The sequence below is a fragment of the Natronolimnohabitans sp. A-GB9 genome (genome assembly GCF_030848565.1).
Lineage (GTDB): Archaea > Halobacteriota > Halobacteria > Halobacteriales > Natrialbaceae > Natronolimnohabitans.
Genome location: NZ_JAVDDV010000001.1, coordinates 329,041 through 353,367, shown reverse-complemented (window position 1 = coordinate 353,367; position 24,327 = coordinate 329,041). Strand labels below are relative to the sequence as shown.

Below are 24,327 nucleotides of genomic sequence, written 5' to 3'. Positions count from 1 at the left end.
TACTGGGCGTATGGGCGTTACCGAGCGACCGACGTTTTCCTCGGAGGCAAGCAGACAGATCTACGAGTACGTCGAACGACACGGGACGGTCAAGCGTCATCGACTGCTTGATCTGCTCTCGCTGCCGGCCGAGGAGTTTCAGTCTCACCTCGAGTCACTGAAAGCCGACGGCTATCTGGAAGAGGACGGCGGGACCTTACAGATCGCCCTCGAGTTCGGCGCGATCACCGAGTACGAGACCGACGGCCTCGAGTTTATCATTCGGCCGGGGCGACAGGCCGACTTCGACGGCCTCATCGACACCATCCGGGACGTCACCGCCGAGGAGACGTACGTCGTCGCCGAGACCATCGCCGAGGAACTGCTCTACGAGGACACGGTCAGCAGACACAACACGGTCAAATCGCGAATGTTCTTCGTCGCGACGGTCGACGGCGACGTCGTCGGCTGGACACACCTCGACCTTCCACAGGTCGATCAACTCCAGGGCACCGCCCAACAGACCGTCGGCGTCCGTGAGGAGTACCGTGGACACGGCATCGGGAGCAAACTGCTCGACCGCGGGATCGAGTGGGCCGAGGCCAACGGCTTCCGGAAGGTGTACAACAGCGTCCCGATCACGAACGATCGAGCCCTCGAATTCCTGACCGAACACGGCTGGGACACCGAGGCGATCCGGCGCAACCACTACGAGATCGACGGCGACTGCGTCGACGAGGTGATGATGGCACGGGAACTGTAGCGTTCACCGCGATCGCGCCGGTCGCGGCGGGACACGCATCACGACCGCTCGAGCCGATCGGCGATTCCGGGTTCGGAACTGCTGCTCCGTGTGTCGGAACCGCTGCTCCGCGTGTCGGCCCCGATGCCGGCAATCCGGACCACCGGCGCCGAAATACTTGGCCCGTCGGCGCTGAGTGTCGACCATGACTCGAATCGGGATCGTCGGCGCTGGCGCGGCGGCCGCGGCTGCGGCGTACACACTCGAGACACACCGCGAGGACGTGCAGGTGACCGTCCTCGAGAAATCCGGCGGCCTCTGTGGCCGTGCGGCCACCCGCCGTCGGAACGATATCACCTACGATTACGGCGCGAACTACGTCAAACCCGACGACGAGCGCGTAGTCGAGTTGCTCACGGAGACGCTCGCGACCGACGGGCTCGTCGACGTCACCGAGCCGATCTGGACCTTCGACGCCGATGGCACGGTTTCGGAGGGGAGAGACGCCGACGAGCACAAGTGGACCTACGAGGGCGGACTGACGCAGCTCGCCAAACGCCTGTTCGGGCGTACCGACGCGACGGTCCACCGGAAGACCCGAATCGTAACGATCCGTCGAGACCCCGCGGCGGACACGTGGCGACTCGAGGACGCCGACGGCGATCAGTGGGGCCCCTTCGACGCGGTCCTGTTGAATCCGCCGGCACCGCAGACGGCCGAGTTGCTACGGGCCGCGGAGTGGGATCCGGACGGCAACGTTCGAGCGCGGCTGCTCGAGGCCGTCGACGCCGTCCCCTATCGAACTGTCTGGACGGGGGTCTTCCACTATCCGTTCGAACTCGAGGTTCCCTACTACGCGCTGGTCAACACCGACAACGCCCACGAGGTGGGGTGGCTCGCCCGCGAAGAGTGTAAGCCGGGCCACGTCCCCGACGGCGAGTCGCTGCTGATCGTCCAGGCCAACCACGAGTGGTCCGTCGATCACTACGACGACGATCCGGCCGCGACCCTCGCAGAACTCGCCGAACTGACCGCCGAACTACTGGCAGACGAACGACTGCTCGAGCCCGACTGGACGGACCACCAGGGGTGGCGCTACGCCCAGCCCGAGGCCGAGATCGATCCGGAACCGCTTCGGGCAGCCGAACGCGAGGGGCTGTACTGTCTCGGCGACTGGGTCGCCGGCGAGGGACGAGTCCACGCCGCGTTAAGAAACGGCCTCGAGGTCGGCGAGCGCGTGGCCGACGACGTGTAACCGTCTTCGTGTGGTGCCGACTGTCGAGCCCGCCGTAGTACTCGAGTTGCCGAATACATGTACTCGAGTTGCCGAATACATGTGGTGGCGCGCGCTGTGCCGCGGTGAACGACCAGTGAACCGCGGCGCAAAATCGTGCGAGGGCTGAGCGAACGGAGTGAGCGAAGCGGCTGGGGAGGGCGTGGAATCCCTCGTTGCCACGAGAATCGAGGGACCGACACGTCCGTGAGTCGGCGGACTCCGAACTGAACGGTAAACCGGTTCGTTCTCGGGACCGCTGGCGTTCAGCGTTCTCGGGACCGCTAGCGTTCAGGCAAGAGCGATCCGTTCTTTGAGATCGCTGACGCTCAGGCAAAAGTGGTCCAGAGGTCGGGCGAGATCGGCTCGAAGAGGAGGCGAGACGAAGATCTGGCGAGACGAAGATCTGGCGAGACGAAGATCTGGCGAGAGTACTGTCCGCTCACACCGGGTATCGTCCGCTCGCACTGGCAACGAGGGCTTCCTCGTCCTCCCCAGCCGATTCACTCGCTCCGGGAGTCGCTCGCTCATCCCTCGCGTGACTTCGATCCCCGGTTCGCTGGTCGCTCACCGGGGTTCAGCACGCGCCACCGCAGAGCGAATCGACTCCGGCGCAACGATCGGCTGTCGAACGTCGACCGCTCGAGTCGCGGCCGTCACTCCGCCGTCGGCTCGAGACCCACGCGGTAGTCGGTCAGGTTCTCGTAGCCGTCCTCGGTGACGACGACGAGATCCTCGATCCGAACCCCGCCGACGTCGGGATCGTAGATTCCGGGCTCGATCGTGATCACGTGGCCGGCCTCGAGTTCGCCGCCGGACGGGGAGACGCGTGGCTCCTCGTGGATGTCCAGCCCGACGCCGTGGCCCGTGCTGTGGATGAAGCCGGTCTCTGTGCTCGGATCGCTCCGGAGCGTCTCGTAGCCGGCGTCCTCGATGACGTCACAGGCCGCGTCGTGGACGTCCGCGCCGGTGACGCCTGCCTCGACGGTCTCGAGAGCAGCCTCGTAGGCCGCCTTCGTCACGTCGTAGCGGCGTCGGGCCTCCGCACTGGGGTCGCCACGGGCGAACGTACGGGTCATATCGCCGAAGTAGCCCGTCTCCTTGTCCGTCGGGAAGATGTCGATGACGACGAGTTCGTCGGCCTCGAGCGGCCCCGAGCCGCGGTCGTGGGGGTCGGCGCCGTCGGCACCACAGGCGACGATCGTGTCGTCGAGTCCGCAGCCGTGACGCAACAGGGTGATCTCGATCGCCTCTGTGACGCGCTCGCTGGTGAGCGGTTCGCCGTCGATCTCGAGGGTGCCGTCGGCGGCGACGTCTGCCGTCGCGAGTAGCTCCTCGGCGCGAGCCATCGCGGCCTCGTTGGCTCGCTGGGTCGCCCGAATCTGCTCGCGTTCCCACTCGGTTTTCGTCGCCCGGATCTCGGCGACGACGTCCTCGGTCTCGACCGTCACCTCGACACCCTGCTCGCGGAGGCCGTCTGCCGTCCCGGTCGGGAAGGTCCGCGGGACGGCGATCGATTCGACGTCGTGGTCTGCGAGAAACGCCGCGAGGACACGGCACTTGGCCTCGTAGGGGCCGTGTTCGGCGACCAGCTCTCGGTACTCGTAGTCCGACCGCCGCGTCACGGAGTCGGCGCTCGCTTCCTTCTTCGCGCGGCCGTACTCGAGTCCCGAGACGAGCAGGTGGACGCCGTCGTGGGTAACCAGCGTCTGATAGGGGTCCGGCGCCGTAAAGCCGGAGACGTACCGCTGGTCGGCGTCCGACGCATCGTCGTCGATACAGTAGCCGTCTACCCCTGCGGCCTCGAGCGACTCGCGAAGCGGGGTGAGGTCGACGTCGAGCTCCATAGCGGGATATCCCGCGGGTGGCCACATAACCTCGGGGATCCCGGCAGCCGATCTCTGTCTTGTGAGTCCCGGCAGCCGGTCTCTGCCTCGTGTTCTCGGCAGCCGATCGTGACTCGAGATTCCCGTCGGTCTACGGACAGTCTTCTATCCTTTGCGAGAAGGTCATCCATAGATTTATAAATTTCAATAGCTGTCACGCGAGTATGAACCGGCGACGGTACCTGGCGGTCGGATCGGGGGTCGTACTAGCCGGCTGTGTCAGTTACACCGACGACGACGGCGACGACGATCCCTCGAGCGAGGACCTCCTCCAGGATGCGATCGAGACACGCCGGGGAATGTCGGATCTCGCTGGTCGTCGGGCGGTCACGGTCGTGACCCCCGACGGCGAAGTCGAACGCACGGAACGTATCGCACGACGGCCACCGTCCGAACAGCGTATCGAGGTCGTCGAGTCGACCGACCCCGCCGTCCCGTCCGGTTCGGTCACCGTCACGAACCGGGCGGAAACCTGGGAGTACAACCCGACGACGGAGACCGTCGACAAGCGCTATCACCCGACCAAAGTCGACGACGACCGAACGCTGCGCGTCCTCGAGGCGCTGCTCGAGGACCACCGAGTGGCATACGAGCGGACGGCGACCGTCGATGGCCGCGAGACCCACGTCCTCGAGACGCGGCCGCCGGTCGACGACGTCGGTCCCACGGTCGATCTCGTCGTCGGAGATACGACGTACGTGATCCCGCTGGCCGCGGTGGGCGACCTCGAAGAACTCGAGGTCTCCCGGACCGTCTGGATCGACGACGAGTACCGATATCCCGTCAAAGAGCAGTATACGGTGAGCGAGGACGGAGACGTCCGCCACGAGACCGCCGTTACGTACACGGATCTCGCGATCGACGAAGGGCTCGAGGCCGGGACGTTTACGTACGAACCGCCCGACGACGCCACCGTCGTCACCGACGGTCCCGAACCCGACGGGATCTTCGAGTCGCCGACGAACGCCGCCGAAATCACGCCGTACGATCTCCCCGATCCCGACGTTCCGGAAGCGTACACCCTCGACCGGGTAATCGTCGTCGAGAAGGACCCGTCGTTCGGAACGACGACGAAACTGTGGTACGACGATCCAGACGTGGTCGCCCGCGAACTCTACGTGGCCGTCCGGGAGGAACGACGGTTCAGCCCGGACGCCCTCGAGGAGATCGAACTCGACGGCCGGACGGCCTACTCCCGCGATGGGGGCATACAGAGTATCTTCTGGGACTGCGGCGAGCTAAACTACGAGGTCTCGAGTCTCGTCGACGACGATCCGCTACGTGAGATCGCGGCCTCGGTCGGCTGTCCGTGACCGCTCGCCACCGTTGTGCCACCCCAGGTGTCGAGTGAAAACGTTCGCGGGCCCGACCCCAGGTGTCGAATGAAATTGTCGGTTGTTCCCACCCCACGTGTCGAGTGAAATCGACGTGGTCTCCCTCACCCCGGCTGTCGAGTGAAACATCGCGATTTCGTGCGATAGACGGCGTCTCGAGTTCGAATGTGAACTGGACACCCCGGCTGTCGAATGAAATGTATTCTCATCATCAAAGTGGGAGCGGACGGGAGTGGGAGTGAGAGCGGACGCTATGGATGGTGGCTGAGTAGCAGATGGCCACGCGGATCATCGAGCGAACTCCTCTGTCGTACGAACGGTCGAGTGTACGCGGACACCCCAGGTGTCGAGTGAAATCCGACTGCTCAGTGGAGGTGCGAACGTAATCACTCCGATCGGTGTTTCACTCCGACCGGTGCTTCTCGAGTTCCGAAAACCGACTGTCGTCGTGGATCACGGCCTGGACGACCGACGGGTCTTCTAACAGGTAGTAGTAGTTCGTCACGCCGCTTCCGTACCCCCGTCCGACGCGTTCGACCCGACCAAGGATATCGAGGAACACCTGTTCGTCGAGTTTGTCGCTCATTCGGCGCTGTGAGAGCGTCTCGATCCCGAGTGCGCTATCCGCGGTGATGGTCTTGTACATCTCGTAGATCTCCCGCGTCGCGAACTCCTCACGGTCGCTGTGTCGATCCGCGAGGACGGACAGCGCATAGACGGTCGCTTTGATCTGCGTCGGCTGCCCCTCGAGGAGCTGTGAGAATCGGTCGATGTTCGCTTTCTCCCGCGCGTTACGGACGTGGTCTTCGACCACTCGCTGTGCGCCCTCGTCTTTGGCCAGTTCGCCGGCGTTTCGGAGAATATCCAGCGCCTTCCGTGCGTCACCGTGTTCCTGGGCGGCGAAGGCGGCACTCAGTGGAATCACGTCATCCGAGAGGACGCCGTCTTTGAACGCGTCCTCCCGGTTGTACATGATCTCGCGGAGTTGGTTCGCATCGTAGGGCGGGAACACGAACTCACGGTCCTGTAAGCTACTCAGTATCCGCTCGTCGAGCGACTCCTTGAACGAGATCTTGTTACTGATCGCGATGATCCCGACCTTACACGAATCCAACTTCCCGGCTTCGCCCGCCCGGGAGAGTTGCATGAGGATCTCGTTGTTCTGGAGCTTGTCGATCTCGTCGAGGATGATGATCGCGACGTCGTAGAGCTGGTCGAGGATCGACCAGAACCGTTCGTAGTAGACGTCCGTCGAGAGTCCGGTGACCGGAATGCTGATCCCCGTCTCCTCGGGTTCGTTCAGTGCTCGAGCCAGGTTGATCACGACGCGGGTTTCGGTCTTCGTCTGAGTACAGTCGATGTAGGCCCGCCCCATCTTCGTCCCGTTGTCCAGCGAGTAGTTCTGTGCGCTTCGGGTGACGTGTTTCGCGACGAGCGATTTGCCGGTCCCGGTCTTCCCGTAGATGAGCGTGTTCCGGGGCGACTGGCCTTTCACAGCGGGATGGATGCTCGAGGCGACGCTCTCGATTTCGCTATCGCGGCCGATGATCCGGTCCTCGGTCGGGACGAGGTCGATATCGAGCAGTTCCTTGCGATCGAATATCGGATCCTCCGACCCCCAGAAGTCGTCCAGCGACCCGTTTTCGCGTTCGGAGTCGTTTCCCATATACACCGAAAGCGAACGTTCACATATGAAGACTAGTGGTCGACGGACACCGGGAGTCGTGTGTAACTGCCGATAATAGTGCCATACAGAGTCTCTACACCACGGATGTGAGCGGTGAACGAGTCCAGCCGTCGAGTGAAACTCGAGAGCAACTGGGGTGCCGACTTCCGTTTTCGAATCGTCGTCTCCTCGAGGCCCCACACCCCAGGTGTCGAGTGAAATCGGACCGCTGGGGAGGGCGGGGCGAACGACGGGGCCCACACCCCGGGTGTCGAGTGTAGATTCCAGATAGCGGACGGTATGGTTCCTGAGATGCCCCATTAGGATTGCATATGTAGCCTCGTTTTCGCTTCTTCCGAACGCTCAGGGAAACGTGTCCTCGAACGTGAGAGACCCAGGGATCGAAATGAGAGACCCAGAGACCGAAATGGGTAATTCAGGAACGAGACGAGCTAATGTGTTAGCGTCCAACATAATGGGGCTAACGTATTAGCTGACTCTAGTTCTAGCTAAAGATCCACTACGGGTTTGGTTTCTATTTGGTGTAAATAAACCTTTCTGATATCAATAGCTCCGTTCAATGGTGATATCACACGAAACCGCCGCCTGTTCATGATCTCGCGATACTGAAGCTCTCACCCACTCTTTCAGGCATCTACACTCGACACCCGGGGTGTGGGGGACCGTACTCGAAACGGCAGTCGATCGAGACAGCCGAGTCGACCCGAGCCGGCTAGTTACCGCGCGACGGCCGACGAGCTACCGCGCGAACTCGAGTCCGAACCGCCGTCTCCGCCCAAAACAGGACAGCGGTATCGGTATCGGTAAGACGGGGCCAGTACACAGGACGATCATGAACGTCAGTATCACGCCCTCGAGCGTCGAGGGGACGGCACGGGCACCTCCGTCGAAGAGCTACACCCACCGAGCGATCCTCGCGGCGGGCTACGCCGATCGAGCGACCGTCCGCGACGCACTCTGGAGTGCGGACACACAGGCGACCGCCGGCGCTGTCGAGCGCTTTAGCGGCGACGTCGAGCGCGCCGACGACGGGACCCTCGAGATCGACGGCTTCGACGGACGACCCGCGGTCCCGGCCGACGTCATCAACTGCGAGAACAGCGGGACGACGATGCGTCTCGTCACCGCGGCGGCCGCACTCGCCGACGGCACCTCGGTTCTCACCGGCGACGAGTCGCTGCGCTCGCGACCCCAGGGACCGTTGCTCGAGGCCGTCTCGGACCTCGGTGGGGAAGCATACAGCACCCGGCGGAACGGCCAGGCGCCGCTGGTCGTCACCGGCCCGATCTCGGGCGGTGAGGTCTCGATTCCGGGCGACGTCTCCTCACAGTATATCACCGCCCTGTTGATGGCCGGTGCCGTCACCGACGAGGGGATCGAGATCGACCTCGAGACCGACCTCAAGTCGGCACCGTACGTCGACATCACTCTCGAGGTGCTCGAGGACTTCGGCGTCGAGGCTCGCAAAACGGACGCCGGCTTCGCGGTCGACGGCGGCCAGTCCTACGCCCCTGCAGGTGGCGAGTACGCGGTTCCGGGTGACTTCTCGTCGATCTCCTACCCGCTGGCGGCGGGCGCCATCGCGGGCGATAACGACGAGGGCGTCCGAATCGAAGGCGCCAACCCGAGCGCACAGGGCGACACCGCCATCGTCGACATCGTCGACCGGATGGGCGCCGACGTCGAGTGGGACCGCGAGGCGGGCGTGATCGACGTCTCGAGCGCCCCGCTTACGGGTATCGAGGTCGGCGTCGAGGACACGCCGGACCTGCTGCCGACGATCGCGACGCTCGGGGCCGTCGCCGACGGCGACACCCACATCACCGACGCCGAGCACGTCCGTTACAAGGAGACCGACCGCGTGAGCGCGATGGCCGACGAACTCGGGAAGCTGGGCGTCGTGACGACCGAGGAACACGACTCGCTGACGATCCACGGCGGCGAATCGACCCTCGAGGGGGCGACCGTCTCCGGTCGTGGCGACCACCGGATCATCATGGCGCTTGCACTCGCCGGACTGGTCGCCGACGGCGAGACGATCATCGAGGGCGCCGACCACGTCGACGTCTCCTTCCCCGGCTTCTTCGGGTTGCTCGAAGACCTCGGTGTCTCACTCGAGCGCCGATAGCGAACCCTCGATTCTTATCCGCTCCGCGTCGTAGGTCACGCCATGCGCACCGATCTCGAGCGCCGCCTCCGCGATCGGCAAACCGAGAACGGCTACCTGTTTCCCGACTACGACGGCTACTGTTTCGCCGGCGTTCCGGACACAGTCGCCTCGGTACTCGGCGCGGACGGCGTCGCTCGACGGCCGCTGCCCGACGACGTCCTCGAGGGCGTCGGTGACGTCTACGATCGGGTGCTCGTCGTCGTGGTCGACGGCTTCGGCCTCGAGTTCTGGAAGCGCCACAGTCACCCGCTGCTCGAGCGACTCGAGTCCGAAGGGACCGTCTCGCCGCTGACTGCGACCTATCCCTCCGAGACGGCGGCGGCGATGACGACCTTCCACACCGGCCGCCTTCCCGCGTCCCACGGCGCCATCGGCTGGGACATCTACGACCCGGTTGCCGACGCCTCCTACGAGGCGTTCACGGGCGAGGTCAAGGCCGGCGACGAGTCGGTCGATCCCGAACTACAGGCGGTCTTCGAGGGGGAGCCGATCTATCCCGCCCTCGCCGACGCCGGTATCGACTCCCATCACGTCGTCCCGTTTGCCGACACCTACGACGGTGCGGTGGCCCACTCCTACCAGTGGAACCGCGACGTCCAGAACACGGACGATACCGGTTCGCTCTCCGATCGTGACCACCAACACGAGTCGCGTCGCGATCACGTGATCGAGGGGTTCGGCGACGCACTCGAGGACGCGTTCGCGGCCGCCGACGATCCCGCTTCCCTGTTTGCGTATCTCCCCCAGATCGACGCCGCCGCCCACGCCTCCGGGACCGACAGCACGGCTTACCGAGAGACCGTCGCGACGACGTTCGACACGCTCGAGCGCGCCCTCTCGCGGCTCGACCGTAACGACACCGACGCCGGTGAGACGCTCGTCGTCGTCACCGCCGACCACGGCCACGTCGACACCGATCCCGATCGAAACGTCGATCTCGAGCGCTACGATGGGGTTATGGCCCGCCTCGAGCGCCACGCCACGGGCGAGCCGGTTCGGTACGCCGGGAGTCCACGGAACCTCCACCTCCACCTGCGTGACCCCGACCGGACCCGCGATCGCGTGCAGGCGATCCTCGAAGAGCAGCTCGAGGCCAGAATCTTCACCCGTGAAGACGCCCTCGAGCGTGGTCTCTTCGGTGACGGTCCCACAAGCGAGACGTTTCGGCGGCGACTGGGTGACCTCGTGGTCTGTCACCGCGACCGCTCGGTCTGGTTCGGCAGCGACCGGGACCACCTCGAGTTGGTCGGCGTCCACGGTGGGCTCCATCCCGACGAGATGCTGGTGCCGTTTGCGGCGAGCGATCTCGCATCGCTGTGTCACTCGAGTCGCAACTGATACTGTCGGACAGCACGAGTCGGCGATCTGTCGCGCGATTGTGACCGCCCCGAGGGTGACGGCCGCGATGTCACGACCGACTGTTCACTGATTGCCGTCCGACAGTATGAACCACGGAAAATTCGGTTTCGCGGCCAGCTGAGAGTTCACGGTAGCACTGACCGCGCGAACTGGCCTCTAGAATCGCTCTATGCGCACTTCATCGCCTGTAACCGACTCTACATTATTCTCGTCGAGTCTGTAGGTTTCATCGTCAGCCTCTCCCCACCCAAGCTTTGATTTGATCGTATCTGTCACTCCTGGATCAGGAGCAACGTGGGGAGTTCCCGCTTCGACTGACTCGATGATCCCGACCGTTTCTCCGTCTGCGTCGACAACTCGTTTCCCTTCGTCGTCTTCTGTGAACGTAGCACACATACAGTGACCGCTACTGACCAACAAAATAGACGTATCACCTACATGTGCCGGCAATCTCCACACTTATCATTCTAATTTTGACACTTATCGGATTAGACGAAAAAGACGTCGGTAACTGCTTGCCTGTACGTGGATTTCGAGTTCCAAACGAGTAGTACGAGAGGAAGTGACCGACGATGTCCGAGCAGGACTCGACCCGCAAGCGACGAACGGGACCCAAGCGTTGATCACCGTCGAGCGGCGATCGCTGCTCGTCCCGTCGAAGAATCCTGCACCGCTAAGTGTCCCCGTCTCCGAGGAACCCGTAATGAACGGCAACCGTTTCGGTCGCCTCTTCCAGGTGACCACGTTCGGTGAGAGCCACGGCGAGGCGATGGGCTGTACCATCTCGGGCTGTCCCGCCGGCCTCGAGCTCTCGGAGGAGGACATTCAGGAGGACCTAGATCGGCGCAAGCCGGGCCAGTCGATGATCACGACCAGCCGCGGCGAACCCGACGACGTCTCGATCAAGTCGGGCATCCAGGACGGCTACACGACCGGGACGCCGATCGGGCTGGTCATCCAGAACAAAGACGCCCGCTCGGGCAAGTACGAGCCATTCATCACCGCACCGCGGCCCAGCCACGGTGACTTCACCTACTCGGCGAAGTTCGGCACGCGAAACTGGGGCGGCGGCGGTCGCTCGTCGGCCCGCGAGACGGTCAACTGGGTCGCTGCGGGCGCCATCGCGAAGAAACTACTCGCACGAGAGGGAATCGAACTCAAGGCCCACGTCAACTCCATCGGCGACGTCGAGGCACCGGAGGTGAGCTTCGAGGAGATGCTCGAGCACAGTGAGGAAAACGACGTCCGGTGTGCTCACCCCGAGACGGCCGAGGAGATGCAGGAGCTGATCGAGGAGTACCAGGAGGAAGGCGACTCGATCGGCGGCAGCATCGAGTTCGAGGCGCAGGGTGTCCCTGTCGGGCTCGGTGCGCCCCGTTTCGATTCGCTCTCTGCGCGGCTGGGCCAGGCGATGATGGCGATTCCGGCGACGACGGCCTTCGAGTTCGGCCTCGGGCGCGAAGCCCGCGAATGGACGGGTAAAGAGCGCAACGACGACTGGGAGTTCGACGATAGCGAGGCGCACCGCGCCTCGGACGACGAGAGCGGCGACGAGCCGCGAACGTGGGGCAATCCGACGCCGGTCGAGAACGACCACGGCGGCATTCAGGGGGGGATCTCGAGTGGTGAGCCGATCTATGGCGAAGTCACGCTGCACGCGCCGACGTCGATCCCGAAGAGCCAGCAGACCGCCGACTGGGAGACAGGCGAACTGAAAGAGGAGAAAGTCATCGGCCGCCACGACCCCGTCTTGCCGCCTCGTGGCGTTCCCGTCGTCGAGGCGATGCTCGCACTGACGCTAGTCGACTTCATGCTGCTGTCGGGACGGATCAATCCCGACCGCGTCGACGATCAGCCCGGCGAGTACGACACTGACTACCACCCGAGTAACCCGCGCAACGAGTAGCGCGTCGGCGCTGCGGTTTCCGATTTCTCGAGTAGCACGGTACGGGTTGGCGTTTGTTGTCCCGTCGCCACAGATATCCGGACATCCCGATTCTCGTTCGTGCAATACTCCGGATATCTCCCTTCACGAACACTGACCGCATCGTCACAAATACAAACCCGATTGCCAATACCGATGGATGATCATGGTCTTTCATCCCATATATTGTGTGGTTGTTCATTCTTAACGATCGATATATGGCAATATATAGCAAAGGCTTTAGTTCACATAGGGCGAAATCGAGGTACGGTTGGCCACTGGCCACTGATTTACCTATGAGCGACGACGAACTCATCTGGCGAATCGCAGGCGGTTCCGGTGACGGGATCGACTCGACGAGCCAGAACTTCGCGAAGGCACTGATGCGCTCGGGGCTCAACGTGTTTACCCATCGACACTATCCGTCGCGGATCCGCGGCGGCCACACGTACGTCGAGATCCGAGCCGCAGAACACGAAGTACAGTCCCGTGGTGACGGCTACAACTTCCTGCTGGCGCTTGGCGACTCGTTCGCCCGCAACCCACAGGAGGAGGCCTACTACGGTAACGAGGAGATCAAGCCGCTGTCGGAGAACCTAGACGACCTTCGCGAAGGCGGGGTTATCATCTACGACGAGGGTCTGATCAGCGAGGAGGACGTCGAAGAGATCGACCTCCACGAACGCGCCGAGGAGAACGGGTGGCACGTCTATCCGATGGACCTCCGCGGCCTCGCGAAAGAACACGGCCGCGAAGTCATGCGCAACACCGCCGGCGTAGGTGCCACGGCGGCGTTGCTCGACATGGAACTCGAGCACATCAAGGACCTGATGGCCGACGCCATGGGCGGGGACATCCTCGAGGCCAACATCGAGATCCTCCACGAGGCCTACGATACGGTCTCCGAGGAGTACGACTTCGAACACGAGCTGCGTGCACCCGAGGGCGAACACGAGAACGAACAGGCGCTTCTGTCCGGATCGAACGCGATCGCCTACGGCGCGATCGACGCCGGCTGTCGCTTTATCGCCGGCTACCCGATGACGCCGTGGACGGACGTCTTTACGATCCTCAGCCAGAACTTCCCCGATATGGGTGGCGTCTCCGAACAGGTCGAAGACGAGATCGCCGCGGCCGCGCTCGCGGTGGGTGCCAGCCACGCTGGCGTCAAGGCCATGTCCGGTTCCTCCGGCGGTGGCTTCGCGCTGATGAGCGAACCGCTCGGACTCGCCGAGATGACCGAGACGCCGGTCGTGCTCGTCGAGTCGATGCGTGCTGGCCCCTCGACGGGGATGCCGACCAAGCCCGAACAGGCCGACCTGGAACACGTCCTCTATACGAGCCAGGGCGACTCCCAGCGTGTCGTCTTCGCGCCGGGTACCATCGAGGAGGCCTACGAGCAGACGCGTCTGGCCTTCGACATCGCCTGGGACTACCAGATCCCGGCGATCGTCATCTACGACCAGAAGCTCTCCGGTGAGAACAAAAACGTCGACGTCGACTTTTTCGACCGCGAACCGTCGCCGGACCTGGGTTCGACGATGACCGAGGAGGAACTGAAAGAGGCCGCCCACGACGCCTCCGGGAAGTTCAAACGGTTCAACTACGAGACCGCCGAAGACGGCGTCGCAAAGCGCTCGATCCCCGGCCAGAAGGGCGGGCGCTATCTCGCGACCGGCAACGAGCACTCGCCGGTCGGGCACATCAGCGAAGACCCCGACAACCGCGTCGCTCAGATGGAACGGCGCCTCGAGAAACTCGAGGCGATCCGTGAGGAACTCGACGAGGAACGCGACTCCACGCAGACCTACTTCGGCGAGGAGGATGCCGAGTACGGCATCATCACGTGGGGCTCCTCCCAGGGTGCCGTCGAGGAGGCCATCGAGCGCCTGAACGAGAACGGTCACTCGGTCAAAGGACTCAGCGTCTCGGATATGATGCCGTTTGCCGAGAAGGAAGTGACGGAGTTCCTAGAGAGCGTCGACGAGGCGATGGTCGTCGAGATGAACGCCACCGCACAGTTCCGCGGACTGATCCAGAAGGAGCTGGGCCGGTTTGGCGACAAGATGACCAGCCTGCTGAAGTTCAACGGCAACCCCTTCGAGCCCGCCGAGATCGTCGAGGGCTACGAGGTCAACCTGGCCGACGAGGACCGCCAGCCAACCGCACAGGTACGAATCGAACCCGCTGCAGGTGACTGAACAATGAGTGCATTCAACGCAATCGGTGAGGAACGGGAGATCGACCGGGACGAGTTTACCCCTGGTGTCGAACCGCAGCCGACCTGGTGTCCGGGCTGTGGCGACTTCGGCGTCCTGAAGTCGCTGAAACAGGCCCTCCCTGAGGTCGGGAAAAACCCTGAGGAGGTCCTGACGGTCACCGGGATCGGTTGTTCCGGCAAGCTGAACAGCTATCTGGACACGTACGGTTTCCACACGATCCACGGTCGTTCGCTGCCCGTGGCCCGTGCCGCCAAACTCGCCAACCCCGAACTCGAGGTCATCGCCGCTGGCGGAGACGGTGACGGCTACGGGATCGGTGGCAACCACTTCATCCACACGGCCCGGGAGAACCACGACATGACCTACATCGTGTTCAACAACGAGATCTTCGGGCTGACGAAGGGTCAGACCTCCCCGACGAGCCCGAAGGGTCACAAGTCCAAGACCCAGCCATCCGGCAGCGCGAAGACGCCGCTGCGACCGCTGTCGACGTCGCTGAACGCCGGTGCGAGCTACATCGCCCGTACCGCTGCGGTCAACCCCAACCAGGCCAAGGAGATCATCAAGGAAGCCATCGAACACGACGGCTTCGCCCACGTCGACTTCCTGACCCAGTGTCCGACCTGGAACAAGGACGCACGCCAGTACGTCCCCTACATCGACGTCCAGGAGTCCGACGATTACGACTTCGACCACACGGACCGGGGCGAGGCCGCCGAGATGATGCGCGAGACCGAGGACGTCCTCAACGAGGGCACCGTCCTGACGGGACGGTACTACGTCGACGAGGACCGACCGTCTTACACCGAAGAGAAGGCAGCCGTCGGCGAGATGCCCGACGAACCGCTCGCCGAGCGGTACTTCGACGACGACGCCGAGTGGGAGCGTAGCTACGACCTGCTCGACCGACACAAGTAACCGAACCGACAGTCCAACCACCGTTTTTTCGACCAGTCCAGGTCACCTCCCTCGAGTGGTGCGTAGACGTTTCGAGTCCAGATACGTGAGCCCCTCGAGTCCGGACACGCGAGTGCCAGCGCCTGGTGATTCGAGATCGGTAGTCGAAGCGGTTACTCCATGAATCAGTCGTCCGCCCCGCTGTACCCCCACCCCTGTGCGAACCGTTTCGTCAGTTGGCTCAGCACGACCAGTGCGACGATGAGGCCACCAAACGCCGTCGGGGAGAAGCCGTACAACAGCTGGTGGACACCGTAACCGACGACCAAGATGCCCATGAGGAGTGCCGTCGCGCCGGCCCGGCGCGAGACGTACTCGGGATCTACGTCGTCGTCGTAGTGGACGTGGAGATCCGCTCGGCCGCGAAACGCGATCAGGACAGCCGGGGCAAGGATGATGAGCCCACAGAAGATCCAGAACAGACCCAGAAACACGTTGGCGTCGACCATCGGCGGGTGTCGGCGGGGCGCATGAATAAATCCGACGATCATTTGCGGGAACGGTCTCGGGCGTTTCCGCAAATATTGCTTTCACGTAGTCGAACAATGATTCAGGTAATCCGACGTTTTCGTATACAAAAGATATTTTCCTGTCGGAGCAAAACCTACTACTATGAGTACACAGGCGACGGAAGATCGCATCCTCGAGGTGCTCGAAGAGGATGCCCAGGCGTCCTACGCCGAAATCGCCGACAGGGCGAACGTCTCGAAACCGACCGTGCGAAAGTATATCAACCAACTCGAGGACGAGGGGGTCATCGTCGGCTACTCGGCCGACATCGATCCGAAGAAGCTCTCGAGTCAGACCATCGCGATGGTTGGGATCGACGTGGCCAGCGAACGCTACGTCGAGGCGACGAAGGCATTGAAAGATCTCGCGGAGATCGAGGCGCTGTATAGCTCGAGTGGAGACCACATGCTGATGGCCGAGGTCCGCGCCGAGGACGGCGACGCGCTGGGTGATATCATCTCCGAGAAACTACTCGAGATCGAGGGTGTCACTGCTGCCCACCCGTCGTTTCTGCAGGAACGCCTGAAGTAATCCGTCGCGCAGTTTTGGTGTCGTTTGGCCGTCTCGTTTTCACGGTCGACGGTGTATGACCGTTCGATGTCCGTCTACGAGCGTCGGACGACGATCGACGCACCGCTTGCCGACGTCTGGCAGTTCTATTCGCAAATCGAGGGACTGGAAGCCGTTACCCCCGGCTGGATGGGGTTGCGCGTCGAGTCGGTGATCGGACCCGCCGGCGAGACGGATCCGGACCGGCTCGTGGCCGGTAGTGAGGTCGCGCTGTCGATCCGCCCGTTCGGGATCGGCCCGCCACAGTACACGACGTCGCGGATCACCGCACGAGAACGAACCGATGGAGCCGCGTTCTTTCGCGACGAGATGCTCCACGGGCCGTTCGAGCGGTGGGTCCACACCCACGCGTTCTACGCCAACGGCGACCGGACGGTCCTCCGAGATCACGTCGACTATGACCTCCCCGGCAGCGACGTCGCCGGCATCGGGCGGCTCGTCGGCGCGGCGACACCGCTTTCGACGGTCGGCCTCGAGGCGATGTTTCGGGCCCGCCACCGGCGGACGAAGGCCAGACTCGAGTGACTGTGTCGTCGATCGCCGACTCGCGAACGCTTCGTACGGACCACCGTCCGTATCAACGATCGAACCAGGGTCGTTTTGCCGGTTGGATCGGTACTAGCGCGTATGTGTGGACACGACGTCCGAGCGCTCGACCGCCGGGAGCTGTTGGGGCTGCTCGGGACGGGTGCGGTGGTCGCCGTCGCCGGCTGCGCCAGTGACGACGACGGTGGCGATAACGGGGCACAGGCGTACGACCCGAACGTCGAGGACCACCCCGGCGACGAACCGATCGAGTTTACGGACGACCAGAGCTGTCCGGTCTGTGCGATGACGCCGTCTAACTACTCGCAGTGGTACGCACAGCTCGCCCACGAGAACGGGGAGGGTGCTGTCTTCGATACCACGGGCTGTCTGTTCGCCTACCTCGTCGCGAACACGGCCGACTCGGACGTCGCCGGCGCCTGGGCGGTCGACTCCGGAACGGGGGATCTCGTCGACGCCACCGACGCACACTTCGTCCTCATCACTGACTCGACGACGATCGACGACCCGATGACGATCAACCCGCGGACGTTCGCCGACGAGGACGACGCCCTCGAGTTCGTCGAGGGGTGGGAGCCAGAAGAACTGACCGAGGACGATATCATCGAGTTCGACGAGATCGATTACGATGCCGCGTCGATCTATCGGGAGAACCGTATCTGACTGATTCTCGTCTCTGATCGGCGCTACGAGTCGGTCGGCGACTCACCGACCGTGTTCCGGAAGCCGTTTGGAACCGGCCACGGATGGGCGACGTTGCTCGCGCTCGTGTTGCTCGCGGAGGTCCCCGACGCCATCACGGTGATCGGCGGACTGGTCGTTCTCGTCGGAATCTACGTCACGACGGTCGAGCGGGAGCGACGCCGCGGGCCGTCGTCCGACTCGTCGTAACTCTCCGTCACTCCGAGAGCGTTCGAAGGTACTCCTCGCCCTCGTCGGTGATGTTGTAGACGCCGCCCGAGATCTGGCGAATGTGGCCGTCGGACTGGAGGTCGTAACACTCCTTGGTCACCGTCACCGGGTGGACCTCGAGGCACTCCGCGAGCGCCGTCACCTCCGCTGGCCCCCGCTCGTCGAGAACGCACAGTAGTCCCCGGGTCGAGCAGTTTGTCATCGTGTGTGTGACATCCACGGCAAAACCTGCCATAGTTGTTCCCCCAGCTATCGACTCGAAAGACAGTCGCCGGCGTTGACGGAAGAGACTATCAGACAGCAGTCGCTGAAGCGAATTCGTCGGATGGAAACGGCGACTCCACACACTCGTTCTGTCCGACAGTATTTCGGCGAGCGACCGAGCGGTTCGACAGCGGAGACCGTTTCGAGACGCCCACTTCGCGCCGTCACCTGCTCATACTGTTGGACAGCACGAGTCGACGATCGGTCGCGCGACTGCGGCCGTCCTGACGGTGACGGCCGCGCGTTCGCGATCGACGGCTCACTGACTGCTGTCCGACAGTATCAGTTTCGGATACGACTGGGTGCCGCCACTCGAGTTGCGGGCCACGAGCGTCGCGACCGCGGCGGTGCCGCCGGCGACCGGTCGCCGTCGCTCCTCGTAAGCGAGGATCGTCAGGTCGAGACACGCCCGCAAGAGATCGTTCGACCGGTATCGGTAGCGTTCGCTCGAGGGGCCGACCTCGACGGGATCGCTCGAGCGCAGGTGGTGTTCGTAGACGAGGACGCCATCTGGCGCCAGAGCCTCCTTGATCGCCGGGAGATGCTCGAGTGCCGCGAAAAAACCGACGGTGATCACGTCGTACTCGCCGGCTGCGAGGTCGACGTCGGCCAGATCCGCCCGGTGCCAGTTCACGTCGACGCCGCGTTCCGCGGCCCGCTCTCGCGCCGTCTCGATCGCGACGTCTGAGACGTCGATCGCGTCGACGTCGTACCCGTTCGCGGCGAGGAAGAGTGCGTTCCGCCCGGTGCCGGTTGCGATGTCCAACGCCTTGCCATCCGGCAGCGTCGAGAGCCGCCGCTCGAGTTCGGGGATCGGATCGTCTGGAACGTCGAAGTCGACGCCGCTGTACCGCTCGTTCCATCGCTCGCGCTCCTCGGCCATGGCCGGGTAGACGGAGACGATGTACTTGGAGGTGGTGTTCACCGTTTCCGACTGATCCCTGAATCCTTCCCGGATGAGACCGTACGATCTCGTATGCGAGGGGCCTCGAGGCGACGGAACCGCCACCGATACGGGACCGAAACCGGATCGAGCGCTCCGGGAGGGAAAGCGTCGTGAACCGGCGCGAGATCGTCGCGGGCGTCGGTAGTGTCGGTGTTCCCGCCGGTGCCGGTGGGCTCTTCCGGTACGGACCGCCGTCGGTTGGCACCGACGAGCCGAGTCCGGACGACGGAACCGAAGACGACGAGAGCGGTCCGATCACCGTCGAGACGATCAACGCGCGGGGAAGCGAAGCCGGCTCGGTCACCGTCCCGGACGGCGAGACGGTCACGGTGGCCACGTTCTTCGTCACCGGCTGTGGCAACTGCCAGGCCCAGATTCCGCGGCTCGCGACCGCCCGCGAGCAACTCCGCGACGAGTGCGGCGACGCGGTCCGCTTTCTCGCGGTCACCTACCAGGAGCGCCACCAGCTTCCCGAGTCCGACCTTCGAGACTGGTGGGCGACCCACGACGGGAACGGCCTCGTCGGCTACGACTCGGGACTCGCCGGGGCCTACGGCGTCGTCGGTTATCCGGTCACGGTCGCTCTCTTCCCTGACGGCGAGAAGCGATGGCGCGACCTCGGCGTCCTCGAGGCCGAGACGATCGTCGACGAAGTGGGTGCCGTTCTCGAGGCCGACACCGACTGCAACGACGACCGCAGATCGTAGCGATGGGCGAACCGACGGTTTCGTGCTCGAACCGTCGCCCGACTCGCCGGGCACCTACGGGTCTCCGCCGAGTCGCGAGACCAGACCCGAAAGCGACGCCGACAGCGAGAGGCCACCGGCGCCAAAGGCCGCGAGCCGGCCCGCTTCGTCGACGGTACAGAGGCCGACGTCGGTGATGGTCAGCGCTGTCTGGGTCGACTCCCGGCGCAGTTTCCAGCGCTGCAGGCCGTCTCTCGTTCCCAGCGAGAGCAGCCCGCCGTCGGCGGTCCCCAGATAGCACGCCCTGTTGACGAGGGCGAGCCCCGTCGTCGGCGACCCGACGTCGGCGCGCCAGCGCTCGGTCAACGTCCCCGTCTCGAGGGCGTAGACGCTGCCGTCGTCACTGCCGACGTAGACCGAGTCGTCTCCGATCGCGGGCGCCGTTTCGATTGGGCCGCCCGTATCGAACCGCAACCGGCTCGAGCCGTCGCTCGAGGCCGCAAGCAACGTCGCACCGTCTGGGACGTACACCGTGTCGTCGGCGACTGCCGGCGGCACACCCGTCGGCGCCTCGAGATCGTGACGCCAGCGCTGGCTCCCGTCTGCCGCCGACAGCGCGAGCAGTCGCTCGTCGGTGACGACGTAGATCGTACCGTCCGCGGCCGCCAGCTCGAGGGGATCGGTCTCGAGGGCGGCCGTCCAGTCGCAGTCGCCGGTTTCGGCGTCGATCGCGTAGAGCGCGTCGGCCCCGACGTAGACGGTCCCGTCGGCGACGACCGGCGCGGTCTCGACGTGGGCGCTGGTCCGGTAGCGCCACGCCCGGTCGCCGGTTTCGGCGTCGATCGCGTAGAGCGCGTCACCGCCGACGTAGACGGTTCCGTCGACGACCGCCGGCGTTGTCGGGTCGACGTTGCCGGTCTCGAACTGCCATCGTTCGTGGCCGTCAGGGGTCGTCAGTGCGACGACGGTGCCGTCGTCGCGACCGGCGTAGACGACCCCGTCGACGACCGCCGGCTCGTCCGCGAACGCGTCCTCGGTGCGCCAGCGCTCGGTTGGCCGGCGGCCGAGGGCCTCGCCTGCGACGAGATGGCCCGTCCGTGCCGGGCCGACCCGTGTCATCGACCAGTCGTTGGCTTCGGAGTCGCTATCGTCTCGGTCGCGCTCTCTGGCGGCTTCGAGTCGCGTCGTCGCGTCGTCGGCTGCCTCCGAGACGGCCGAAACGGGATCGTCGGTGAGCGTTTCGACGGTCGGCAACGCGTCGGTCGCCTCGAGTGCCGCCAGGATTCGGACCGCTCGCGCACGGACGCGGCCGTCTGGGTCGGCGAGTCGGTCACGGAGCATCGAGACGCGATCAGGGTCGGCGTCCGTAAGCGACGGCCCATGCCTGGAGTCCACACAGGACACCAGCGCAGCCGCAGCTGCCGCCCGAATGTCGGCATCCGGATCCTCGAGCGCCGCGAACAGTTCCGGGACGGCCTTTTCGAACCCGTCCGGATCGGCGTCGGCCATCCGCTCGAGGACGTGGCTGGCGAGGAGCCGAACGACCGGCTGCTCGGCGGTGAGTCCGGGAGAGAGTTTCGCGATCCCCGTCGGCCGGAGAGCGTCCGATTCGTCGGCCAGGGCCGAAAGCGCGAGGACGGCGAGCCCGGCCGCCCACGGATCGTCCTCGAGACGGTTCCCCATCGCCGTGAGCTGGCCGTTGATCTCGTCGACGTGAGACGGCGTCTCGACGCCGGCCGCCAGCGACGCCGCGTCGAACAGCCGATCGTCGATCCGCTCGAGTTCGTCGCCAAGTGTCGAGACCGTGTCGTGGTCCGTAACCGAGAGCGTCCCCAGTGCGAGCGCAGCGTACCCTCGAACGCCCGCGTCGGCGCCGTCGTCGTCGAGGAGTCCTCGCAGGCGTTCGCGCTCGGCTGCGACGTCGGCCGGGGACGTCACTGCTACCCGCACGAGGTCGGCGGCGACGGCGCGTCGATCGCTCGCCCCGTCGAGTCGCTCGAGCAGCGTGGCCGTGACGGGATCGCGATCGGTCGCCGCAACGACCGTCGTCAGCGTCCGGAGGAGGGCGCGTCGCTCGGCCCCAGTCGCCGCCGACAGGCGCTCGCACAACACGTCGGTGACGGCGTCGACGAGTTCCGGCTCGTCACGGGCGACGTCGGAGAGTGCCATCACGAGGGCGACGGCGCCGTCATCACCCGCAGCGAGGCTCTCGGCGATCGCTTCGGCCGGCGACGGTTCGGTATCGGCGTTCTCGAGGAACGTTTCGAGCGCGTTCAGTGCGGCGTTTCGTTCTCTCGGAGTGGGATCGACCAACCGATCGCGGATAGCTGTGATACCGGCGTCGACCTCGGCGTCGGTCTCCAGGCCGAGCGTCTCGAGGGCCGAACAGGCGGCGACCCGGAGTCGTCGCTCGTCCGCCGTCGTCTCGTCGACGGCCACCGCGAACGGCGGCCGGCAGTCGCCGCCGGATGCGGGTGCGATTGCCGCGAGGCCGTCCCGGACGTTCGATCGAACCGTTTCGTCGGGGTCGCCGACCGACTCGAGCACTGCGACCAGCACGTCGACGGTCCGGATCTCGTCCGGGGCTGCAGTCGCGACTCGCTCGAGGGCGATCGCCGCGTTGTTTCGGACCGTCTCGTCCTCGTCGTCGAGTCGGTCGGCGAGTGCTGGGACGGCCTCGCGAGCCGAAAGCGGTCGCTCGGCTGCGACGGTCACGAGGTCCCGCGTCGCTGCCCGGCGGACGGTGGTCTCGTCGTCGTCCAGCCGTCGATAGAGCGATCGGACCGCTGGATGAGCGCCGGCGACTTCCGAGCGTGCGACCTCGGCGAGTTCGCGAGCGGCGTATCCCCGGTGCCACTCGTCGCTGCTATCGTCGCCCGCTCGATCGCTTGCCGAGCGTTGCTCCGGGCCGGTCTCGAGTCGCTCGACGAGCGCGTCGACGTCCGTTCCGACGGCGGGTGCCTCGAGAGCAACTGCAGCCAGGGCGTCGACGGCGCAGTACCGGACCGGCTCGTGGGGATCCTCGAGGCGATCGGTCAGGGTCGGGACGACCGAACGCACCGCGGTCGGTGACTCCGCGGCGACGGCGGCGATCGCTCGAACGGCGTCGAAACGGTCCGACTCGTCGTCGACGTCGGCGACCGCGGCGAGATCGGCGACGACGGGTTCGACGGCCGCCGGACGCGAATCGGCGACGGCAGCGATTGCCGTGACGGCGTGACTTCGAACGCTCGTCTCGTCGCCGGCCAGCCGCCGGGCCATCGGCCGGACACCGTCGGTTACTGTGGGCGGGCGTTCCATCGCGATGGCGGCGAGCGTCGCAGCCGCGTCCACGCGGACGGCCTCGAGTTCGTCCTCGAGGCGCTCGACTAACGCCGACACTGCTGGAACGACGGCGGCCGGGACGACGTCTGCGACGGCGCGCAACGCGTCGACACATTCGCGGCGAACGTCGGCGACATCGTCGAGACCATTGGCGAGCGCCTCGACGGCGCCGCTTGCCGACTCCGGGTGTGTCCTCGCGACCGTCGCGAGAGCATTGGCCACGTCGGTTCTGATCTCCTGGCGTTCGTCGGCGAGTCCAGCCGTGATCGATTCGACGTCGTCGGTGAGTCGAGACGGTGTATCGCGGGCGATTTCCCGGAGCGCTCGTGCGGCGTGACTCCGGATCGTATCGTCGTCTCCGAGACGATCGACCAGCGGCGTGACGACGTCGAGGACGTCGCTCGGCGACGTCGTCGCGATCGCCGCGAGAATCGCCGTCGCGTTCTCTCTGACGGCCACGGACTCGTCGGCGGTCGCCACGGCTACCTCGTCGACGACCGCGGTCGCCCGCACGGGGTCGGCTTCGGCGACGGCCGCGAGCGCATCCGTCGTCCGGGTCCGGACGCGGTCGCTCTCGTCGGTCACGTACCGTCCGAGCACGACGGTCGAATCGGCGACGGCGTCGGGATCGGCTGCCGCGATCGCGGCGAGCGCATCGGCTGCATCCGCCCGAACCGACGCGTCTTCGGCGTTCTCGAGACGATCGGTCAGTGCAGGTACCGACTCGCGTACCGCCATCGGAGCGGCGGCAGCGACGGCCGACAGCGCCGCGGTCGCGTGAGCGCTGATCCGTGGCTCGTCCTCGAGGCGGACGGTCAGTTCGCCGACCGCCGAGCGGACGTCGTCCGGCCGTTTTGCCGCCTCGATCGCGAGCGTTCGGGCCGCGTACTCCCTGACGTCCGGATCGTCGGCCGAGAGGAACGCCTCGAGGCGGTCGATTCCGACGGTGACTTCGATCCCGTTGCCCTGTTCGTCGAACGCCGAGTCGGTCGAGAGCGCGTTTCGTTCGTTCATAGCGAGCCGTTCACGACGCGCA

At 64.9% G+C, this 24,327-nt stretch carries 19 protein-coding genes and 1 pseudogene; 13 read left to right on the top strand and 7 right to left on the bottom strand.

Annotation, left to right across the window (positions count from 1 at the left end):
• Positions 1–10: 10 nt before the first annotated feature.
• Together RBH26_RS01730 and RBH26_RS01725 are read left to right on the top strand one after the other, a co-directional pair.
• Complete coding sequence (locus tag RBH26_RS01730) at positions 11–742, top strand: GNAT family N-acetyltransferase (RefSeq protein WP_306756141.1); 732 nt, start codon at positions 11–13, stop codon at positions 740–742.
• A 184-nt stretch (positions 743–926) separates the two neighbouring features.
• The gene (locus RBH26_RS01725) at positions 927–1,976 is read left to right on the top strand and encodes an FAD-dependent oxidoreductase (RefSeq protein WP_306756139.1); all 1,050 of its coding nucleotides are present in this window, start codon (positions 927–929) and stop codon (positions 1,974–1,976) included.
• A 674-nt stretch (positions 1,977–2,650) separates the two neighbouring features.
• On the opposite strand, the gene RBH26_RS01720 is transcribed toward RBH26_RS01725, so the two are convergent.
• Positions 2,651–3,841, bottom strand: coding sequence for a Xaa-Pro peptidase family protein (locus tag RBH26_RS01720; RefSeq protein WP_306756138.1), 1,191 nt, complete (start codon positions 3,839–3,841; stop codon positions 2,651–2,653).
• Positions 3,842–4,044: 203 nt separating this feature from the next.
• Between RBH26_RS01720 and RBH26_RS01715 the strand changes: the two genes are divergently transcribed.
• Positions 4,045–5,193, top strand: a complete 1,149-nt coding sequence (locus tag RBH26_RS01715; RefSeq protein ID WP_306756137.1) for a DUF2092 domain-containing protein — start codon at positions 4,045–4,047, stop codon at positions 5,191–5,193.
• Between the two features lie 424 nt (positions 5,194–5,617).
• On the opposite strand, the gene RBH26_RS01710 is transcribed toward RBH26_RS01715, so the two are convergent.
• Positions 5,618–6,880: an orc1/cdc6 family replication initiation protein gene (locus RBH26_RS01710; protein WP_306756136.1), complete on the bottom strand. Its 1,263-nt coding sequence runs from the start codon at positions 6,878–6,880 to the stop codon at positions 5,618–5,620.
• 853 nt (positions 6,881–7,733) lie between these two features.
• On the opposite strand from RBH26_RS01710, the gene aroA reads away from it, so the two are divergent.
• Together aroA and RBH26_RS01700 are read left to right on the top strand one after the other, a co-directional pair.
• Positions 7,734–9,029 carry a 3-phosphoshikimate 1-carboxyvinyltransferase gene (gene aroA, locus RBH26_RS01705; protein ID WP_306756135.1) on the top strand — a complete coding sequence of 432 codons (1,296 nt, stop codon included), beginning with the start codon at positions 7,734–7,736 and terminating at the stop codon, positions 9,027–9,029.
• Between the two features lie 42 nt (positions 9,030–9,071).
• Positions 9,072–10,409, top strand: coding sequence for an alkaline phosphatase family protein (locus tag RBH26_RS01700; protein WP_306756134.1), 1,338 nt, complete (start codon positions 9,072–9,074; stop codon positions 10,407–10,409).
• Positions 10,410–10,586: 177 nt separating this feature from the next.
• Here the strand turns inward: RBH26_RS01700 and RBH26_RS01695 are convergent, their stop codons facing one another.
• The gene (locus RBH26_RS01695; RefSeq protein WP_306756132.1) at positions 10,587–10,826 is read right to left on the bottom strand and encodes a PRC-barrel domain containing protein; all 240 of its coding nucleotides are present in this window, start codon (positions 10,824–10,826) and stop codon (positions 10,587–10,589) included.
• A 307-nt stretch (positions 10,827–11,133) separates the two neighbouring features.
• Between RBH26_RS01695 and aroC the strand changes: the two genes are divergently transcribed.
• The 3 genes from aroC (at position 11,134) to RBH26_RS01680 (ending at position 15,494) form a co-directional block, all read left to right on the top strand.
• A complete protein-coding gene (gene aroC, locus RBH26_RS01690; protein ID WP_306756315.1) occupies positions 11,134–12,336 on the top strand; it encodes a chorismate synthase in 1,203 nt (400 codons plus the stop codon).
• A gap of 314 nt (positions 12,337–12,650) precedes the next feature.
• Positions 12,651–14,555, top strand: coding sequence for a 2-oxoacid:acceptor oxidoreductase subunit alpha (locus RBH26_RS01685; protein ID WP_306756131.1), 1,905 nt, complete (start codon positions 12,651–12,653; stop codon positions 14,553–14,555).
• A gap of 3 nt (positions 14,556–14,558) precedes the next feature.
• Positions 14,559–15,494 carry a thiamine pyrophosphate-dependent enzyme gene (locus RBH26_RS01680; protein ID WP_306756130.1) on the top strand — a complete coding sequence of 312 codons (936 nt, stop codon included), beginning with the start codon at positions 14,559–14,561 and terminating at the stop codon, positions 15,492–15,494.
• A 164-nt stretch (positions 15,495–15,658) separates the two neighbouring features.
• Here the strand turns inward: RBH26_RS01680 and RBH26_RS01675 are convergent, their stop codons facing one another.
• Positions 15,659–15,982, bottom strand: a complete 324-nt coding sequence (locus tag RBH26_RS01675; protein ID WP_306756129.1) for a hypothetical protein — start codon at positions 15,980–15,982, stop codon at positions 15,659–15,661.
• 163 nt (positions 15,983–16,145) lie between these two features.
• On the opposite strand from RBH26_RS01675, the gene lrpA1 reads away from it, so the two are divergent.
• From lrpA1 to RBH26_RS01655, 4 genes and pseudogenes are all read left to right on the top strand, one after another.
• Entirely contained in the window at positions 16,146–16,574 is a 429-nt protein-coding gene (lrpA1, locus tag RBH26_RS01670) for an HTH-type transcriptional regulator LrpA1 (protein WP_306756128.1), read from the top strand.
• A gap of 66 nt (positions 16,575–16,640) precedes the next feature.
• Entirely contained in the window at positions 16,641–17,138 is a 498-nt protein-coding gene (locus tag RBH26_RS01665) for an SRPBCC family protein (protein WP_306756127.1), read from the top strand.
• A 102-nt stretch (positions 17,139–17,240) separates the two neighbouring features.
• Entirely contained in the window at positions 17,241–17,822 is a 582-nt protein-coding gene (locus RBH26_RS01660) for a nitrous oxide reductase accessory protein NosL (RefSeq protein WP_306756126.1), read from the top strand.
• Positions 17,823–17,909: 87 nt separating this feature from the next.
• Positions 17,910–18,050, top strand: a pseudogene (locus RBH26_RS01655) (EamA/RhaT family transporter); the annotation flags it as partial.
• 7 nt (positions 18,051–18,057) lie between these two features.
• On the opposite strand, the gene RBH26_RS01650 reads toward RBH26_RS01655, so the two are convergent.
• Positions 18,058–18,273 carry a MarR family transcriptional regulator gene (locus RBH26_RS01650; protein WP_306756125.1) on the bottom strand — a complete coding sequence of 72 codons (216 nt, stop codon included), beginning with the start codon at positions 18,271–18,273 and terminating at the stop codon, positions 18,058–18,060.
• Between the two features lie 321 nt (positions 18,274–18,594).
• Positions 18,595–19,218, bottom strand: coding sequence for a class I SAM-dependent methyltransferase (locus RBH26_RS01645; RefSeq protein ID WP_306756314.1), 624 nt, complete (start codon positions 19,216–19,218; stop codon positions 18,595–18,597).
• 173 nt (positions 19,219–19,391) lie between these two features.
• Here RBH26_RS01645 and RBH26_RS01640 point away from each other — a divergent pair, with 173 nt between their 5' ends.
• Entirely contained in the window at positions 19,392–19,988 is a 597-nt protein-coding gene (locus RBH26_RS01640; RefSeq protein ID WP_306756124.1) for a TlpA disulfide reductase family protein, read from the top strand.
• Positions 19,989–20,042: 54 nt separating this feature from the next.
• Here RBH26_RS01640 and RBH26_RS01635 read toward each other — a convergent pair whose 3' ends face one another.
• On the bottom strand, positions 20,043–24,305 hold the full coding sequence (locus RBH26_RS01635; protein WP_306756123.1) for a sister chromatid cohesion protein PDS5: 4,263 nt from the start codon (positions 24,303–24,305) through the stop codon (positions 20,043–20,045).
• Positions 24,306–24,327: the final 22 nt, after the last annotated feature.